This window comes from Pseudomonas sp. AC169 (genome assembly GCF_979258515.1).
Genome location: NZ_OZ409866.1, coordinates 2,558,001 through 2,575,103 on the forward strand (window position 1 = coordinate 2,558,001; position 17,103 = coordinate 2,575,103).

Genomic DNA, 17,103 nt, shown 5'->3' on the forward strand with positions numbered 1-17,103 from the left:
CCGGGATTACAGTTTCTTGGCTTTCTCGATCGCTTCTTCGATGCCGCCAACCATGTAGAACGCTTGTTCTGGCAGGTGGTCGTAGTCACCGTTGAGGATGCCTTTGAAGCCAGCAATGGTGTCTTTCAGGGAAACGTATTTACCCGAAGCACCGGTGAAGACTTCAGCCACGAAGAACGGCTGCGACAAGAAGCGCTGGATCTTACGAGCACGGTTTACCAACTGCTTGTCGGCTTCCGACAGCTCGTCCATACCCAGGATCGCGATGATGTCCTTCAGCTCTTTGTAACGTTGCAGAACGTACTGAACGCCGCGAGCGGTGTCGTAGTGGTCCTGGCCAATTACGTTCGGGTCCAGCTGGCGCGAAGTCGAATCCAGTGGATCTACCGCTGGGTAGATACCCAGGGAGGCGATGTCACGGGACAGAACGACGGTGGCGTCCAAGTGGGCGAAGGTGGTCGCTGGCGACGGGTCGGTCAAGTCATCCGCAGGTACGTATACCGCTTGGATCGAAGTGATCGAACCTTCCTTGGTCGAAGTGATACGTTCTTGCAGAACGCCCATCTCTTCAGCCAGGGTCGGCTGGTAACCTACTGCCGAAGGCATACGGCCCAGCAGTGCGGATACTTCAGTACCGGCCAGGGTGTAACGATAGATGTTGTCGACGAACAGCAGAACGTCGTTACCTTCGTCACGGAACTTCTCGGCCATGGTCAGGCCGGTCAGTGCTACGCGCAGACGGTTACCCGGCGGCTCGTTCATCTGACCGTAAACCAGTGCCACTTTGTCCAGAACGTTGGAGTCCTTCATCTCGTGGTAGAAGTCGTTACCCTCACGAGTACGCTCACCCACACCGGCGAACACGGAATAACCGCTGTGCTCGATGGCGATGTTACGGATCAGTTCCATCATGTTTACGGTTTTGCCTACACCGGCACCACCGAACAGACCGACTTTACCGCCTTTGGCGAACGGGCAAACCAGGTCGATAACCTTGATGCCGGTTTCCAGCAGATCGTTGCCGCCTGCTTGCTCGGCGAACGAAGGTGCTGGACGGTGAATGCCCCAGCGCTCTTCGGTGTCGATCGGGCCAGCTTCGTCGATCGGGTTACCGAGGACGTCCATGATCCGGCCCAGGGTCGCTTTACCGACCGGTACGGAGATGGCTGCGCCAGAGTCGGTAACTTCCAGACCGCGCTTCAAGCCTTCGGTGGAACCCATCGCAATGGTGCGAACCACGCCGTCGCCCAGCTGTTGCTGAACTTCCAGGGTGGTTTCAGCCGCGCTCACTACTTTCAGCGCGTTGTAGATGCTCGGTACGCTGTCGCGTGGAAATTCCACGTCGATAACGGCGCCGATGATTTGAACGATACGTCCGCTACTCATAGCTGGATCCTCTGAATATTTGAACCGTTAAACCGCGGCAGCGCCGCCGACGATTTCCGAGATCTCTTGGGTGATCGCAGCCTGACGCGCCTTGTTGTAGATCAGCTGCAAATCGCTGATCAAATCACCGGCGTTGTCGGTAGCGTTCTTCATCGCGATCATCCGCGCAGCTTGTTCAGCCGCGTTGTTCTCGACCACCGCCTGATAGACCTGCGACTCAACGTAGCGGACCATCAAGCCGTCAAGCAGCTCTTTGGCATCCGGTTCGTAGAGATAGTCCCAGTGGTGCTTGAGATCCTGATCCGGGGTGGCCACCAGTGGAATCAACTGCTCCACGGTAGGCTGTTGCGTCATGGTGTTGATGAACTTGTTGGACACCACGGACAGGCGGTCAATACGGCCGTCCAGGTAGGCATCCAGCATCACCTTGACGCTGCCGATCAGATCATTGATCGACGGCTCTTCACCCAGGTGGCTGATAGCTGCAACGACGTTACCGCCGAAGTTGCGGAAAAAGGCCGCACCCTTGCTACCAACGACACACAGATCAATCTCGACGCCGTTTTCGCGGTTTACCGCCATGTCCTTGACCAGGGCCTTGAACAGGTTGGTGTTCAAGCCGCCGCACAGACCACGGTCACTGCTCACCACAACATAACCAACGCGCTTGATAGCGCGGTCGATCATGAACGGGTGGCGGTATTCCGGGTTGGCGTTGGCCAGATGCCCAATAACCTGGCGGATACGCTCCGCATAAGGACGGCTAGCAGCCATGCGCATTTGTGCCTTGCGCATTTTGCTGACCGCCACTTTTTCCATGGCGCTGGTAATCTTTTGCGTGCTTTTGATGCTCGCAATCTTACTGCGAATCTCTTTTGCGCCTGCCATGTAACACCTATCAGGTTAGCAAGCGGGAGCCTCGCGGCTCCCGCTGCGGCTTACCAGGTTTGGGTGGCCTTGAACTTCTCGATACCGGCTTTCATGCCAGCGTCGATTTCGTCATTGAAGTCACCTTTAACGTTGATCTTGGCCATCAAATCGGCGTGATCGCGGTTGAAGAAAGCGATCAGCGCTTGTTCGAAGCTGCCGATCTTGGCGATTTCAATGTCAGTCAGGAACCCACGCTCAGCGGCATACAGCGACAGCGCCATGTCAGCGATCGACATTGGTGCGTATTGCTTCTGCTTCATCAGCTCGGTAACGCGCTGACCATGCTCAAGTTGCTTACGGGTCGCTTCGTCCAGGTCAGAAGCGAACTGGGCGAATGCCGCCAGTTCACGGTACTGAGCCAGAGCGGTACGGATACCACCGGACAGCTTCTTGATGATCTTGGTCTGAGCGGCACCACCCACACGGGATACCGAAACACCGGCGTTCACTGCAGGACGGATGCCCGAGTTGAACATGGCCGATTCCAGGAAGATCTGACCGTCGGTGATGGAAATCACGTTGGTCGGAACGAACGCGGAAACGTCGCCAGCCTGGGTTTCGATGATCGGCAGTGCGGTCAGGGAACCGGTTTTGCCGGTCACTGCGCCGTTGGTGAACTTCTCTACGTATTCTTCCGAAACGCGGGATGCGCGCTCCAGCAGACGGGAGTGGAGATAGAACACGTCGCCTGGGTAAGCTTCACGGCCTGGTGGACGGCGCAGCAGCAGGGAAATCTGGCGGTAAGCCACTGCTTGCTTGGACAGATCGTCATAAACGATCAGCGCGTCTTCACCGCGGTCGCGGAAGAATTCACCCATGGTGCAACCGGAGTACGGTGCCAGGAATTGCAGCGCAGGAGATTCCGAAGCACTGGCAGCCACGATGATCGTGTTGGCCAGGGCCCCGTTTTCTTCCAGCTTGCGAACCACGTTGGCGATGGTCGATTGTTTCTGACCGATGGCTACGTAGACGCAGAAAATGCCGCTGTCTTTCTGGTTGATGATCGCGTCGATCGCCAGAGCGGTTTTACCGATCTGACGGTCACCGATGATCAGCTCACGCTGGCCACGGCCGACAGGGATCATGGCATCGACAGCCTTGTAGCCAGTCTGTACAGGCTGGTCTACCGACTTACGCCAGATCACGCCCGGAGCAACTTTCTCGACCGCGTCGGTCTCGGTGTTGCCCAGTGGACCTTTGCCGTCAACAGGGTTACCCAGTGCGTCGACTACGCGACCCAGCAGTTCCTTACCAACAGGAACTTCGAGGATGCGGCCGGTGCACTTGGCGCTCATGCCTTCAGCCAGAGACTGGTAAGCGCCCAGTACAACGGCACCTACGGAGTCTTGCTCCAGGTTGAGGGCCATACCGTAGACGCCGCCCGGAAACTCGATCATCTCGCCGTACATGACGTCGGCCAGACCGTGAATCCGCACGATGCCGTCAGATACGCTGACGACAGTGCCTTCGTTACGGGCTTGGGAGGTCACATCGAGCTTATCGATGCGGCCCTTGATAATTTCACTTATTTCGGAAGGATTGAGTTGCTGCATTGCTCTGCTGCCCCTTCAAACTCAAGATTTCAATGCTTCGGCAAGTTTCGCGATTTTGCCGCGAATCGAGCCATCGATAACCAGGTCGCCGGCGCGGATAACGACACCACCTATAAGGGCAGCATCCTCCGCAACTTGCAGGCGCACTTCCCGGTTGAGTCGTGCACTGAGAACCTTGGCGAGTTTGTCTTGCTGTTCTTGGTTCAATGCAAAAGCACTGGTCACTTCAACGTCTACCGACTTCTCTTGTTCGGCCTTGTACAGGTCGAAAAGAGCGGCAATCTCCGGCAGAAGCGGGAGACGGTCGTTTTCGGCAACGACATTGATGAAGTTCTGTGCCTTGGCATCAAACTTGTCGCCGCACACGTCAATAAACGTGGCGGCCTTTTCTGCGCTCGTCAGTCGCGGGGCCTTGAGCACGCGCTGCATGGTGTCGTCTTGCGACACCGCTGCAGCCAGGCCGAGCATGGCTGACCAATTGGCCAGTTGCTGGTGGGCCTGAGCGTGCTCGAAGGCCGCCTTAGCGTAAGGTCGGGCCAACGTGGTCAGTTCTGCCATGATCGCCCTCGCTTAGATTTCAGCAGCCAGTTGGTTAACCAGCTCTGCGTGCGCGTTTTGATCGATTGTGGCACCCAGGATCTTCTCGGCGCCGCCGACAGCCAGCAAGCCCACTTGGGCACGCAGCTTGTCTTTGACACTGTTCAGTTCCTGTTCGATCTCGGCTTGAGCCTGAACCTTCACACGGTCAGCGTCGACACGGGCCTTTTCAACGGCCTCTTCGACAATCTGGTTACCGCGTTTCTTGGCTTGCTCGATGATTTCAGCTGCCTGAGCTTTCGCTTCGCGCAGTTGCTGACCCGCTTTTTCTTGGGCCAACTCCAGGTCGCGAGCTGCACGGCTGGCAGCGTCCAGACCATCAGCGATCTTCTTTTGACGTTCGTGCAGAGCAGCGATGACCGGAGGCCATACATACTTCATGCAGAACAGTACAAAAATCAGGAACGCAACGGACTGGCCAATCAGGGTCGCATTAATGTTCACGCCAACACCTCGCAGTTACGTTGTCCATCACATCAAATTACTCGGAAGAATCCGGGTAATTAGCCAGCGATCTGACCAACGAACGGGTTCGCAAAGGTGAAGAACAGAGCGATACCAACACCGATCATGGTTACGGCGTCGAGCAGACCGGCAACGATGAACATTTTAACTTGCAGCATTGGAACCATTTCTGGCTGACGCGCTGCGCCTTCCAGGAACTTGCCGCCCAGCAGGCCGAAACCAATTGCGGTACCCAGTGCGCCCAGGCCGATCAACAGTGCAACAGCGATAGCGGTTAGACCAACTACAGTTTCCATCTTTCCTCCCGACTTTTACGTCGTATGGTTTAGGTTTTTTAGATTAAAGCGGTAAAACAAATCGTTTCAGGTGCCCTGTGAAGAGCCCCTTCCCGTTTGACCGGGAAGGACATCAGACTAGTCGAGACTGGTCTTAATGGTTTTCTTCGTGCGCCATCGACAGGTAGACGATGGTCAGCATCATGAAGATGAACGCCTGCAGGGTGATGATCAGGATGTGGAACACAGCCCAAGCCCACTGCAGAACAACGCCCAGGCCGCTCAGCCAGAGCAGACCGCTGCCGAACATCACAGCGATCAGAATGAACACCAGCTCTCCGGCATACATGTTGCCGAACAGACGCAGAGCCAGAGAGATCGGTTTGGCGATCAGGGTCACGAATTCCAGCAGGAAGTTCACCGGGATCAGCAGGGCTTGAACGAAGATGTTCTTGCTGCCGAACGGGTGCAGGGTCAGTTCGCCGATGAAGCCGCCGATGCCCTTGACCTTGATGCTGTAGAAAATGATCAGTGCGAAAACCGACAACGCCATGCCCAGAGTTGCGTTCGGGTCGGTGGTCGACACGGCGCGGAACGGGATGTGGTGGTCACCGGAGATCAGGATGGCCAGCTGAGGAATCCAGTCGACCGGGATCAGGTCGACGGCGTTCATCAGGAACACCCAGACGAAGATGGTCAGTGCCAGCGGTGCAATCACCGGGCTACGGCCATGGAAGCTGTCTTTCACGCTGCCATCGACGAATTCGACCAATACTTCAACGAAGTTCTGCAAAGCACCCGGCTGACCCGAAGTCGCTTTCTTTGCCGCCATGCGGAAAAGAAGTACGAAGATCAGACCCAACGCGACCGACCAGCCGAGGGTATCGACGTGGAAAGCCCAGAAGCCCATTTCTTTGGCTTCTGCTGCGGTGTGGGCAAAGCCCCAGCCGCCGTTAGGTAGCTGACCGAAGGTCAGGTTCTGCAAGTGGTGCTGGATATAGCCCGAAGCGGTTGTTTCTGCCATGGTTGCCTCAAACGCCCTAAGGTCTCGAAAGTCTTGTTCTCATCAGCAGGGGAGCGAACCAGCTGACCGACTGAGTCAGCACGAACGCGCCGAATACAGCTATCGGCGCCAGTGGCTTCACACCTGCAAACACCAGTGCAAAGAGCACTGCCGTCAAAATCAGTTTGCCTGCCTCGCCGGCATAAAAAGACCGGACGATGGACTGGGCTGCTCGGGCGCCGGAAAACCGAAATGCCTTGTGAGCGAAATAAACATTGGGCAGCAAGGCTATCAGGCCTCCGCAAAGTCCCGAGTATCCGGCAACGACTCCATGCCATTGCCAGAGCGCCAAAGCGGCAATGAGCAAAATGACAAATTGAGCCATTAACACCGGAAAAACCGCCAGGCGATGGAACGGCAGGCGGTTTGGCTTGCGGGTTTCCATCACTATTGCTCTCCAATGGTCGGCTGCCAGAATTCAATAACTTGGCATAATTTGTGCCGACAAAATGCGCGCAGAGTATAGGGGCGGTTCTGCCCCTATTCAACTGTCAGGTAGTGATTTCCGACTGCGCGCTACATGAGGAAATGTTTCAGCGAATGTGCGCGAGCACACCTTGAAGCTCATCGAGGGAGTTATAACCGATCACCAACTGACCCTTTCCCTTCTTCCCGTGGCGAATCTGCACCGCAGAGCCTAGGCGCTCGGCCAGACGCTGTTCGAGGCGGGCGATATCCGGGTCGGGTTTGGTCGCTTCCACAGGCTCCGGTTTGCCACTCAACCACTGGCGAACCAGTGCCTCAGTTTGGCGCACGGTCAGGCCGCGTGCGACAACATGTCGCGCCCCTTCCACCTGCTGATTGTCCGGCAGACCGAGCAATGCACGGGCATGACCCATTTCCAGGTCGCCGTGGGAGAGCATGGTCTTGATGACTTCCGGCAATGCAATAAGCCGCAACAGGTTAGCCACAGTGACGCGGGACTTACCCACAGCCTCGGCGACCTGTTGCTGAGTGAGCTGGAATTCCTGCTGCAAACGCTGCAGGGCCACCGCTTCTTCGATCGGGTTGAGGTCTTCGCGCTGGATGTTCTCGATCAGCGCAATGGCGATCGCGGTTTCATCCGGTACGTCGCGGACCATCGCAGGGATGGTTTCCTGCCCGGCTTGCTGACTCGCGCGCCAGCGGCGTTCACCGGCGATGATCTCGAAGCGGCCACCGCCAATCGGGCGCACCACGATCGGCTGCATCACGCCCTGAGCCTTGATCGACGCGGCCAGTTCTTCCAGCGCCTGCGGATCCATGTCCCGGCGCGGCTGGTATTTGCCGCGCTGGAGCAGATCCAGCGGCAAGTGCTGCAATTCACGGGTGTCAGCCTGCGCGGCCTGTTCTTCCAGCGCGCTGACGGTCGGACCACTCAGCAGTGCATCCAGTCCACGTCCGAGACCTCGTTTCTTGACGGCCATGGGGATTCCTTAAGTTGCCTGAGCGGCGGCGATGCGTGAATTTTTGCGCTGACGGCGAACCATCTCGCCGGCCAGGGCCAGATAAGCCAGGGCGCCGCGCGATTGCTTGTCGTAGGCCAGCGCCGGCATGCCATAGCTCGGCGCTTCGGCCAGGCGGATGTTGCGCGGGATCACTGTGTCGTAGAGCTGCTCGCCGAAGTGTTCCTTGAGCTGCGCCGAAACATCGTTCATCAGGCTCAGACGCGGGTCGTACATGGTCCGCAACAGACCTTCGACTTTCAGGTTGGGATTGAGCAATTCAGCGATGCGCTTGATGTTATCCACAAGATCGCTGAGACCTTCGAGCGCAAAATACTCGCACTGCATGGGGATAATCACCCCGTCAGCGGCAACCAGTGCGTTCAGTGTGAGCATCGACAGCGACGGCGGGCAGTCGATCAAAATGTAATCGTAGTTTTCACGGATCGGCGCCAGCGCACTGCGCAGGCGGCTTTCCTTCATCTGCATTTCCAGCAGCACCACTTCGGCCGCGGTCAGGTCGCGGTTGGCCGGCAGCAGTTGATAACCACCGTGTTCGGAGTAGTGCATGGCCTGGGCCAGATCGCATTCGCCGATCAGCAGGTCATAGACCGAATTTTCCAGGCCGTGTTTATCCACACCGCTACCCATGGTGGCGTTGCCCTGTGGATCGAGATCGATCAACAGCACCCGGCGCTTGGTCGCGACCAGGGATGCTGCGAGGTTGATGCAGGTGGTGGTCTTGCCCACACCACCCTTTTGGTTCGCTATCGCGAATACCTTAGCCATTCTTGCTTGTGTTCCCAATCATGCCGTGCGGCGCAGTATCAGCAGATGGCGTTGGCCTTGGCAACCGGGTACGGCCAGGGCGTGTTCGCTATCGAGTTTGAAGTCTGCCGGCAATGCTACCAGCTCATCGGCCGGATGAACGCCCTTCATTGCCAGCCAGCGTGTATCGGCATCGCCAAGATGGCGAGTCCAATTGGTGAAGTTCTCCATGCTGCTGAACGCCCGGGAAATGATCCCGTTGAACGGTTGCGCGGGCAGGAAGGCTTCGACACGACTGTGGATAACTTGCAGGTTATCCAGTTTGAGTTCGAGTTTGACCTGAGTCAGGAAGCGGGTTTTCTTGCCGTTGCTGTCCAGGCAGGTCACTTGCGAGTCAGGATAGAGGATCGCCAACGGGATCCCCGGCATGCCGCCGCCGCTGCCGACGTCGAGCCAGCGGCCGTTTTCGATGAACGACATCACGCTCAGACTATCGAGCAAGTGGCGCGAAACCATTTCGTCCGGATCGCGCACGGCAGTCAGGTTGTAGGCCTGGTTCCATTTGATCAACAGGGCCAGATAACCCAGCAGCAATTCGTGCTGGGTTTCAGTGAGGTTGACACCGAGCTCGCGGGCTCCTGTGGATAACTCTTCGGCGTGTTGCGAAGTGACCTTAGAACTCAAGCGCTTTGCTCCAACTGACGGCCCGCGCCGCGTTTTTTCAAATGAATCATCAACAGCGAAATCGCTGCCGGGGTCACGCCCGGGATCCGCGAAGCCTGGCCTAGCGTCTCTGGTCGAGTCGCGCCGAGCTTGCTCTGGATCTCCTTGGAGAGCCCGGAAATGTTGGTGTAATCGATATCCACAGGCAATTTCGTGTCTTCACTGGCGCGCAGACGGGCGATTTCGTCCTGTTGACGGTCGATGTAACCGGCGTATTTGGTCTTGATCTCAACCTGCTCGGCGACCTGTGGATCTTCGGCGCCGTTGCCCGTCACTTCGACCAGACCAGCGTAGTCGATTTCCGGACGGCTCAAGAGGTTGAGCAAGTTGTATTCGTGAGTCAGCGGCGTGCCGAATTTTTCCGCGATCGCATCGCCCTGCTGAGTGTTCGGACGAACCCAAGTGCTTTTCAGGCGTTGCTCTTCCAGCTCGATGCTTTCGCGCTTCTTGCAGAAGGCCGCCCAACGCGCGTCATCGACCAGACCGAGTTCGCGACCTTTTTCGGTCAGACGCAGGTCGGCGTTGTCCTCACGCAGGATCAGGCGGTACTCGGCACGGGAAGTGAACATGCGGTACGGCTCTTGAGTGCCGAGGGTGATCAGGTCGTCGACCAACACGCCGATGTACGCCTCATCGCGACGCGGACACCAGGCTTCTTTGCCCTTGGCGCGCAGTGCGGCGTTGGCGCCAGCGAGCAAACCCTGGGCGCCGGCTTCTTCGTAACCGGTGGTGCCGTTGATTTGCCCGGCGAAGAACAGACCGCCGATGACTTTCGTTTCCAAGCTGTACTTCAGGTCGCGGGGATCGAAGTAGTCGTACTCGATCGCATAACCCGGACGCACGATGTGCGCGTTTTCCATGCCGCGGATCGATTGCACGATCTGCAATTGCACGTCGAACGGCAAGCTGGTGGATATCCCGTTGGGATACAGCTCGTGGGTAGTCAAACCTTCCGGTTCGATAAACACCTGATGGCTTTCCTTGTCGGCAAAGCGGTGGATCTTGTCTTCGATCGACGGGCAATAACGCGGGCCGATGCCCTCGATTTCACCGGCAGCCGAATACATCGGCGAACGATCGAGGTTCGCTGCGATGATTTCATGAGTGCGGGCGTTGGTGTGAGTAATCCAGCAGCTGACCTGGCGTGGATGCTGTTCTTTGTTGCCCATAAACGACATCACCGGGATCGGCGTATCGCCTGGTTGCTCGGTCATCACCGAGAAATCCACAGACTTGCCGTCAATACGCGGTGGTGTGCCGGTTTTCAGGCGACCGACACGCAATGGCAGTTCACGCAGACGGTGAGCCAGCGCGATTGACGGCGGATCACCGGCGCGACCGCCGGAGAAATTCTGCAAACCGATGTGGATAAGTCCGCCGAGGAACGTACCGGTGGTCAACACCACGGAATCGGCGAAGAACCGCAGACCCATTTGCGTGACAACACCACGGACTTGTTCCTGCTCGACGATCAAGTCATCAGCGGCTTGTTGAAATATCCACAGGTTCGGCTGGTTTTCCAGTATTTCGCGGACAGCGGCTTTGTAAAGAATACGGTCGGCCTGAGCGCGGGTAGCACGCACGGCCGGGCCTTTACGGCTGTTCAACACACGAAACTGGATGCCCCCCAAATCGGTAGCCGTGGCCATCGCGCCGCCGAGGGCATCGATTTCCTTGACCAGATGGCTTTTGCCAATGCCGCCGATGGCCGGGTTGCAACTCATGGCACCGAGGGTTTCCACGTTATGCGTCAGCAACAGGGTTTTTGCCCCCATACGTGCTGAGGCCAGTGCTGCCTCGGTACCGGCATGACCGCCGCCGATGACGATCACTTCAAAACGGGAAGGGAAATCCACCACGCACCTCGTGCCTGCTTAAGTAGGTAATTCAGGAATAGTTTGAGATCAGGTTTCTGGACCTGGTCGACAAGTATAGGGACTTCGCCCTTCCTAAAGAACCCTTTGCACAAAATTTAACCAGCTGTGGAGAACTCGAGGTTAAAAGAATAAAAAAGAGAGAAATTTATAAAACCTTTGTTTTTATGTTTATTTCTACTGAAGCAACTTTCTGTGGATAGATCGCTACAAGCCTTTATATTCGATATGTACAGAGATTCAAAACCCTGTGTTCATGTGCCAATGAGGGCCTTGGATAACCGCTGTAAGCCTGTGGATGAAAGGGGTGGTTATCCACAGAGGGGGTTATATCCAGTTTTGAAGCCCTGTTATCAACCGACCTCAGTGGCAGTTATTCACAGGGCTTAATCCACAGAAAATCGACCAAATGGCTTTTTCAGGGCGCAAAAAAAAGCGCCACCGAAAGATCGGTGACAACCAGAAAGCCAATAGAGGGATGTGTAAGGGCTATTGTGAGGGAACGTAACAGAGGCTAATAATAGGCATTATCATTAACTCGCCCACTTTTCCTATGTCCTTAACCGCCCACACTGCTGCGATCGAGCAAATCTACGAGCAACACCATTCGTGGCTATACGGGTGGCTCAAGGGAAAATTGCATGACGCCTGCGATGCCGCCGATGTCGCGCATGACACGTTCGTGCGTATTCTGGCTGCACGTAATGCCGCACAAATTCGTGAGCCACGGGATTATCTGGCGACCATTGCACGCGGTCTGGTCATTGATCGTTATAGAAGGCAGGCCATCGAAGTCGCCTATTTGCAGACCTTGGCGGCTCGACCGGAAGCCACCGCCATCAGCGAGGAAGACAAGGCGCTGATCATCGAAACCCTGGTCGCTGTGGATAAAGCCTTGGCCGGGCTCGGCGCGAGAAGCCAACAGATCTTCATGCTCTCGCAGATCGATGGCCTGACTTATCAACAGATCGCTCTGCAGATGAAGGTTTCGCTGACAACGGTGAAGAAGCACATGATCCGCGCGCTGACGGAATGTGCCCTGATCATGGCGCAACGTTGATGGCCATTGCCCCCAATCGCCAGATATTCGAAGCGGCCGCCAGTTGGTATGTGCAGTTTCAGGCGGATCCGCCAACGCTCGCCGAACAAAAGGCTTGGCAGTTGTGGATAGATAGCGACCCGGCGCATCTGGCGGCATGGAACCAGATGGAACAACTGCAGCGCCACCTCGGCACCCTGCCGCAGGATCTGAAACGTCGCGCGCTGAATACCGGACAGCAACGACGCCAGGTGTTGAAGCTGATGCTGCTCGCGACCGGCACGGGGTTGCTGGGCTGGAATGCTCAGCAACATACATCCCTTGGCAATGTCTGGGCCGACTACAAAACCGGCGTTGGCCAACGTCGTAGCATTACATTGGCTGATGGCAGTCAGCTCCAGCTCAACACCAATACTGCCATTGATGTGTCTTTCGACGCCGCACAGCGCCTGATTCGCCTGCGCTCGGGTGAGATCCTCATTCAAACCAGCAAGCTTGGCGATCAGCGGCCGTTTTTCGTCGAGACCCGCGATGGCCGGATTCAAGCGTTGGGCACGCGTTTTTCTGTGCATCAGTTGTCAGTTTCAACGCGGGTCGGCGTGCTGGAAGATCGGGTCAGCGTGCAACCCGCTGATCCATCAACGGCCGCGATGATCTTGAAAGAAGGCGAAGGCGCTGACTTCGATAGTCGGCACATTGGACGCCTTCATCCCTTTAAATCCTCGGCAGTGGCGTGGACGAACGGCCAGTTGATTGTGCTCGATGCGCGGTTGGGCGAGGTGATCGAAGAGCTGGGGCGTTATCGCAGCGGCGTTCTGCACTGCGATAGCCGCGCCCGGGATCTGCGGGTATCCGGCACCTTTCGACTCGATTCCACAGATGCCGTGCTGGCCAACCTTCAGGCCTCGTTACCGATCAACGTCCGCTATTTCACCCGTTACTGGGTCTCGATCAGCCACAACGTTTGAACGAAATTTCACCTGGGGAAAATAAATCGACAATGGGGTTATCTTTTTTTTCCCTGACCCGGCCCTACAGGTAATCGCGATAAACGCGGCTCTTCGCCACCTTCAGGGCTTATCCACACATGCGTCTTCCCACGTTTCGTCAGCGTTTTTCTCACCACTGCATTGCCTACAGCTTACTGATGACCAGTGCTGCGTCCTGCCTGGTAATGACCAGCAACGCCTTCGCCGCGACGACCGTCCAGCGCTACACCATTGCTGAGGGCCCCCTGGATAATGCTTTGAGCCAGTTCGCCTCCGCCGCGAACGTGATTCTGTCATTCTCGCCGCAACAAACCAGCCGCTTGCGCAGTGCCGGGTTGAACGGCAATTTTACCGTCGACCAGGGATTCGCCCAACTGCTGCAAGGCTCGGGTTTGCAGGCCGTCCCCCAAGCGCCGGGCAGTTACATTCTGCAGGCGCTGCCGAACGGTGATTCGCTGGAGCTGGCTCCGACCAACATCAATGGTCAGTTGGCCAACCCGATGAATCTGGATTACGCCGCCGACGTCGGTTACAAGGCGCAGAACAGCCGAATCGGTACGAAAACCAGTACGCCTTTGTCGGAAACGCCGCGTTCAGTGTCAGTCGTCACCGCCCAGCGCATGAAAGATCAGAAATCTCAGACACTCACCGAGGTTTTGGGTTACGTGCCGGGGATCTTTGCCCCACCCTTCGCCGCCGGCGATAGCTTGGCCGGGGATCTGTTTTACATTCGCGGTTTCAACGCCACCGATTACGGCTACGGTCTGTTGCGCGATGGACTACGCGTACAGGGCAACCGCTATGACACCAGTACCGAGCCTTACGGATTGGAACGCGTTGAAATTTTCCGTGGCCCGTCTTCTCTGCTGTATGGGGAAAACGCCCCCGGCGGTCTGGTCAATCTTGTCAGCAAACGCCCAACCGCAGCACCGCAGGGTGAAGTGCAATTGGGTTATGGCTCGAATAATCGCCGGCAGATCGGCGTCGATGTCTCCGGCCCGCTCAATGACAGCGGCAATGTTCTCGGGCGCGTGGTGATGCTTGGCCGCAAGTCCGACACCCAGACCGACCACGTTCCGGATGACCGAATCTACATCGCGCCATCGCTGACCCTGAATTTCGACGATTACAACACGCTGACCCTGCTGGCCAACTACCAGAAGGATCACACCAACATGGAACTTGGCCTACCGGCCGCCGGGACTTTACTGACAAACCCCAACGGCAAGTTATCCAAAGGCACCATGCTCGGCGATCCGGACTGGAATACCTTCGAGCGGGAAACCTGGAGCACCGGTTACGAGTTCAGCCACTCGTTCAACGACGACTGGCAGTTCCGCCAGAACTCACGCTACATGCAGTCGCGCATTACCCGTCACGAAACCTGGCCGGGCAACCTCAATAACGCCGGCTTCGGTACGCGTCTGAACATGACTGCCTACGATCGCTTCAACAAATCGATGGTGTACTCGCTGGATAACCAACTGGAAGGCAAATTCCAGGTCGGCGGTCTTGAGAACACCGTGTTGTTCGGCGCCAGCTACGACCGCACTTCGTTCAATCAGGACTGGAATGCCGGCATCGTCGGGCCGATCGATATCTACAACCCGGTTTATCTACGCGATCCCACCACCCCGATCGCGGTGCAAAACACCTTGCTCGAGCAGCAGATGAAAGGTGTTTATGCACAGATCCAGAGCAAGTACGACCATTGGCTGTTCCTGCTCGGTGGCCGTCAGGATTGGGTCGACAGTGATTTCCGCGACAAGGTGGCCCAGTCGAGCGACATCAGCTCCGAGGATAAGAAATTCACTTATCAGGGCGGGGTGATGTACCAGTTCGACAACGGCATGACGCCGTATGTCAGCTATTCCACCTCGTTCGTACCGGTGCAGCAGATTTCCAATGCCGGCACGCCACTCGATCCGATCACCAGCAGCCAATATGAAGTGGGCCTGAAGTACGAACCGATCGGCTGGGACACCGCGTTCACGGCGTCGGTGTATGACCTGCGCAAAAAGGACGACACCTACTTCGACGCCACCACATCGAGCTATCGCCAAGTGGGCGAGAGCCGCTCCAAAGGTGTAGAGCTGGAACTCAACAGCAACCTGACCCAGAACCTCAACGTCACGGCGGCCTACACCTACACCGACGCGCGAATCACCAAGGATGCCGCGACGTCATTGGTCAAAGGTAATCAAATGACCGGCGTGCCGCGTAATCAGGCTTCGGTCTGGGCGAAATACCGTTTCCTCGATGGCGACTTGAAAGGTTTGTACGTGGGTGGCGGTGTGCGTTATTTCGACAGTGCCTTCGCTTACACCGCGCCTTCTCTGTACGGGAAGCTGGATGCCGGCGACGTCACCTTGGTGGATGCGGCTATCGGTTATCAGATCGATACGCATTGGAGCGTCGACCTGAATGCGAAGAACCTGTTCGACAAGGAATATGTGTCGGGATGCAACGACGCTGGCCGTTGCTACTGGGGTGAAGATCGCACCCTGCTCGGTACGGTTTCCTACAACTGGTAAAACCAAAAAGGGGCTGTGGATAAATTATCCACAACCCCCTTTGTCATTTACCGATACAGAAACTGGAAAAGATTCGTCCCAACAGATCATCAGAGCTGAAAGCCCCGGTGATTTCGCCGAGAGAATGCTGAGCCTGGCGCAAATCCTCGGCCAGCAACTCTCCAGCGCCAGCCAAGGTCAGCTGAGCGCGGCCGTGTTCCAGTGCCGCACTGGCGTGGCGCAATGCCTCCAGATGCCGGCGACGTGCACTGAAACTGCTTTCCGACGTCTGCTCGTAACCCATGCAGGCCTTGAGATGATCGCGCAGCAAGTCCAGACCTTCACCGGCCGACTTGGCGCTGAGACTGATCGTCACGTGCCCGTCTTCGCTGGTTTCCAGAACAATGGCTTCGCCGGTCAGATCGGCCTTGTTGCGGATCAAGGTGACTTTGGCCGGGTCTGGCCGGGTTTCGAGGAATTCCGGCCACAAGGCAAACGGATCCAGCGCTTCCGGAGCGGTCGCGTCGACCACCAGCAACACTCGGTCGGCTTCCCCAATGGCTTTCAATGCCCGTTCAACACCGATCTTTTCCACCTGATCATCGGTATCGCGCAGCCCAGCCGTATCGACAACATGCAACGGCATGCCGTCGATGTGGATATGTTCGCGCAGGATATCCCGAGTGGTGCCGGCAATCTCCGTGACGATGGCTGCTTCCCGACCGGCCAACGCATTCAACAGGCTGGATTTGCCGGCGTTCGGTCGACCGGCGATTACCACGGTCATGCCATCACGCAGCAAGGCACCCTGCCCGGCCTCGCGCAGTACTGTGGATAACTCATCGCGCACTTTATCGAGCATGCTCAATACATGACCGTCGGCGAGGAAGTCGATTTCCTCTTCAGGGAAGTCGATCGCGGCCTCGACATAGATGCGCAAACCGATCAGTTGTTCGGTCAAGTTATGCACACGCTGGGAAAACGCACCCTGCAAGGAACGCAGAGCATTACGCGCAGCCTGTGCAGAACTGGCTTCGATCAAATCGGCAATCGCCTCAGCCTGGGCCAGGTCGAGTTTGTCATTGAGGAAGGCGCGTTCGCTGAATTCCCCCGGACGGGCCAAACGGCAACCCAATTCCAGGCAACGCTTGAGCAACATGTCCAGCACGATCGGGCCACCGTGGCCCTGCAATTCCAGCACGTCTTCGCCAGTGAACGAGTTGGGCCCCGGGAAATACAGCGCCAGACCTTCATCGAGCACTTGCTGGTCGTCACAGAAGAACGGTCCGTAATGGGCGTAACGCGGTTTCAGTTCGCGGCCGCTGATGGCTTTCGCCGCTACGCTGGCCAACGGCCCGGAAATACGAACGATGCCCACCCCCCCGCGACCTTGAGCGGTGGCGACGGCGGCGATGGTTTCACGAGGTGTGCTCATAAACCGGAATCCAGACAAAAGTGGCAGATAGCAAAACGCCCCACTAGGGGGCGTTTTGAGTGGTGTTAT

At 57.0% G+C, this 17,103-nt stretch carries 16 protein-coding genes; 3 read left to right on the plus strand and 13 right to left on the minus strand.

Annotated features, from left to right (window positions below; genetic code table 11):
- Nucleotides 1-6: 6 nt before the first annotated feature.
- The 12 genes from atpD to mnmG form a co-directional block, all read right to left on the minus strand.
- A complete protein-coding gene (gene atpD, locus ACZZ0G_RS11665; RefSeq protein ID WP_007911961.1) occupies nucleotides 7-1,386 on the minus strand; it encodes a F0F1 ATP synthase subunit beta in 1,380 nt (459 codons plus the stop codon).
- A 27-nt stretch (nucleotides 1,387-1,413) separates the two neighbouring features.
- Nucleotides 1,414-2,274 (minus strand): F0F1 ATP synthase subunit gamma, encoded by an 861-nt coding sequence (gene atpG / locus ACZZ0G_RS11670; protein WP_008084419.1) that lies wholly within the window; start codon nucleotides 2,272-2,274, stop codon nucleotides 1,414-1,416.
- Between the two features lie 50 nt (nucleotides 2,275-2,324).
- Entirely contained in the window at nucleotides 2,325-3,869 is a 1,545-nt protein-coding gene (gene atpA, locus ACZZ0G_RS11675; protein ID WP_016984064.1) for a F0F1 ATP synthase subunit alpha, read from the minus strand.
- 21 nt (nucleotides 3,870-3,890) lie between these two features.
- Complete coding sequence (locus ACZZ0G_RS11680) at nucleotides 3,891-4,427, minus strand: F0F1 ATP synthase subunit delta (RefSeq protein ID WP_007911956.1); 537 nt, start codon at nucleotides 4,425-4,427, stop codon at nucleotides 3,891-3,893.
- A 12-nt stretch (nucleotides 4,428-4,439) separates the two neighbouring features.
- The gene (locus ACZZ0G_RS11685) at nucleotides 4,440-4,910 is read right to left on the minus strand and encodes a F0F1 ATP synthase subunit B (RefSeq protein WP_003229781.1); all 471 of its coding nucleotides are present in this window, start codon (nucleotides 4,908-4,910) and stop codon (nucleotides 4,440-4,442) included.
- A 59-nt stretch (nucleotides 4,911-4,969) separates the two neighbouring features.
- A complete protein-coding gene (gene atpE / locus ACZZ0G_RS11690; RefSeq protein WP_003097235.1) occupies nucleotides 4,970-5,227 on the minus strand; it encodes a F0F1 ATP synthase subunit C in 258 nt (85 codons plus the stop codon).
- Between the two features lie 133 nt (nucleotides 5,228-5,360).
- On the minus strand, nucleotides 5,361-6,230 hold the full coding sequence (atpB, locus tag ACZZ0G_RS11695; protein WP_463556233.1) for a F0F1 ATP synthase subunit A: 870 nt from the start codon (nucleotides 6,228-6,230) through the stop codon (nucleotides 5,361-5,363).
- A gap of 16 nt (nucleotides 6,231-6,246) precedes the next feature.
- On the minus strand, nucleotides 6,247-6,654 hold the full coding sequence (locus ACZZ0G_RS11700) for a F0F1 ATP synthase subunit I (protein ID WP_003229783.1): 408 nt from the start codon (nucleotides 6,652-6,654) through the stop codon (nucleotides 6,247-6,249).
- Nucleotides 6,655-6,802: 148 nt separating this feature from the next.
- Entirely contained in the window at nucleotides 6,803-7,675 is an 873-nt protein-coding gene (locus ACZZ0G_RS11705) for a ParB/RepB/Spo0J family partition protein (protein WP_034152184.1), read from the minus strand.
- Nucleotides 7,676-7,684: 9 nt separating this feature from the next.
- Nucleotides 7,685-8,482 (minus strand): ParA family protein, encoded by a 798-nt coding sequence (locus ACZZ0G_RS11710; protein WP_007911909.1) that lies wholly within the window; start codon nucleotides 8,480-8,482, stop codon nucleotides 7,685-7,687.
- Between the two features lie 18 nt (nucleotides 8,483-8,500).
- The gene (gene rsmG / locus ACZZ0G_RS11715) at nucleotides 8,501-9,145 is read right to left on the minus strand and encodes a 16S rRNA (guanine(527)-N(7))-methyltransferase RsmG (RefSeq protein ID WP_463556234.1); all 645 of its coding nucleotides are present in this window, start codon (nucleotides 9,143-9,145) and stop codon (nucleotides 8,501-8,503) included.
- Complete coding sequence (gene mnmG, locus ACZZ0G_RS11720; protein WP_016984066.1) at nucleotides 9,142-11,040, minus strand: tRNA uridine-5-carboxymethylaminomethyl(34) synthesis enzyme MnmG; 1,899 nt, start codon at nucleotides 11,038-11,040, stop codon at nucleotides 9,142-9,144. Before mnmG ends, rsmG begins: the two co-directional genes overlap by 4 nt.
- A gap of 571 nt (nucleotides 11,041-11,611) precedes the next feature.
- Here mnmG and ACZZ0G_RS11725 point away from each other — a divergent pair.
- From ACZZ0G_RS11725 to ACZZ0G_RS11735, 3 genes are all read left to right on the plus strand, one after another.
- On the plus strand, nucleotides 11,612-12,118 hold the full coding sequence (locus ACZZ0G_RS11725; RefSeq protein WP_463556235.1) for a sigma-70 family RNA polymerase sigma factor: 507 nt from the start codon (nucleotides 11,612-11,614) through the stop codon (nucleotides 12,116-12,118).
- Nucleotides 12,118-13,065: a FecR domain-containing protein gene (locus ACZZ0G_RS11730; RefSeq protein ID WP_463556236.1), complete on the plus strand. Its 948-nt coding sequence runs from the start codon at nucleotides 12,118-12,120 to the stop codon at nucleotides 13,063-13,065. The genes ACZZ0G_RS11725 and ACZZ0G_RS11730 overlap by 1 nt, the downstream gene beginning before the upstream one ends.
- Before the next feature lie 119 nt (nucleotides 13,066-13,184).
- A complete protein-coding gene (locus ACZZ0G_RS11735; RefSeq protein WP_463556237.1) occupies nucleotides 13,185-15,620 on the plus strand; it encodes a TonB-dependent siderophore receptor in 2,436 nt (811 codons plus the stop codon).
- Nucleotides 15,621-15,663: 43 nt separating this feature from the next.
- On the opposite strand, the gene mnmE is transcribed toward ACZZ0G_RS11735, so the two are convergent.
- Complete coding sequence (mnmE, locus tag ACZZ0G_RS11740) at nucleotides 15,664-17,034, minus strand: tRNA uridine-5-carboxymethylaminomethyl(34) synthesis GTPase MnmE (protein ID WP_463556238.1); 1,371 nt, start codon at nucleotides 17,032-17,034, stop codon at nucleotides 15,664-15,666.
- Nucleotides 17,035-17,103 lie beyond the last annotated feature (69 nt).

Coding starts and splice junctions, on each gene's coding strand:
- ACZZ0G_RS11680 (WP_007911956.1), bottom strand. CDS start 4,427: ATGGCAGAACTGACCACGTTGGCCCGACCTTACGCTAAGGCGGCCTTC.
- atpE (WP_003097235.1), bottom strand. CDS start 5,227: ATGGAAACTGTAGTTGGTCTAACCGCTATCGCTGTTGCACTGTTGATC.
- ACZZ0G_RS11710 (WP_007911909.1), bottom strand. CDS start 8,482: ATGGCTAAGGTATTCGCGATAGCGAACCAAAAGGGTGGTGTGGGCAAG.
- atpD (WP_007911961.1), bottom strand. CDS start 1,386: ATGAGTAGCGGACGTATCGTTCAAATCATCGGCGCCGTTATCGACGTG.
- atpA (WP_016984064.1), bottom strand. CDS start 3,869: ATGCAGCAACTCAATCCTTCCGAAATAAGTGAAATTATCAAGGGCCGC.
- ACZZ0G_RS11700 (WP_003229783.1), bottom strand. CDS start 6,654: ATGGAAACCCGCAAGCCAAACCGCCTGCCGTTCCATCGCCTGGCGGTT.
- ACZZ0G_RS11705 (WP_034152184.1), bottom strand. CDS start 7,675: ATGGCCGTCAAGAAACGAGGTCTCGGACGTGGACTGGATGCACTGCTG.
- atpG (WP_008084419.1), bottom strand. CDS start 2,274: ATGGCAGGCGCAAAAGAGATTCGCAGTAAGATTGCGAGCATCAAAAGC.
- atpB (WP_463556233.1), bottom strand. CDS start 6,230: ATGGCAGAAACAACCGCTTCGGGCTATATCCAGCACCACTTGCAGAAC.
- mnmE (WP_463556238.1), bottom strand. CDS start 17,034: ATGAGCACACCTCGTGAAACCATCGCCGCCGTCGCCACCGCTCAAGGT.
- ACZZ0G_RS11730 (WP_463556236.1), top strand. CDS start 12,118: ATGGCCATTGCCCCCAATCGCCAGATATTCGAAGCGGCCGCCAGTTGG.
- ACZZ0G_RS11735 (WP_463556237.1), top strand. CDS start 13,185: ATGCGTCTTCCCACGTTTCGTCAGCGTTTTTCTCACCACTGCATTGCC.
- ACZZ0G_RS11725 (WP_463556235.1), top strand. CDS start 11,612: ATGTCCTTAACCGCCCACACTGCTGCGATCGAGCAAATCTACGAGCAA.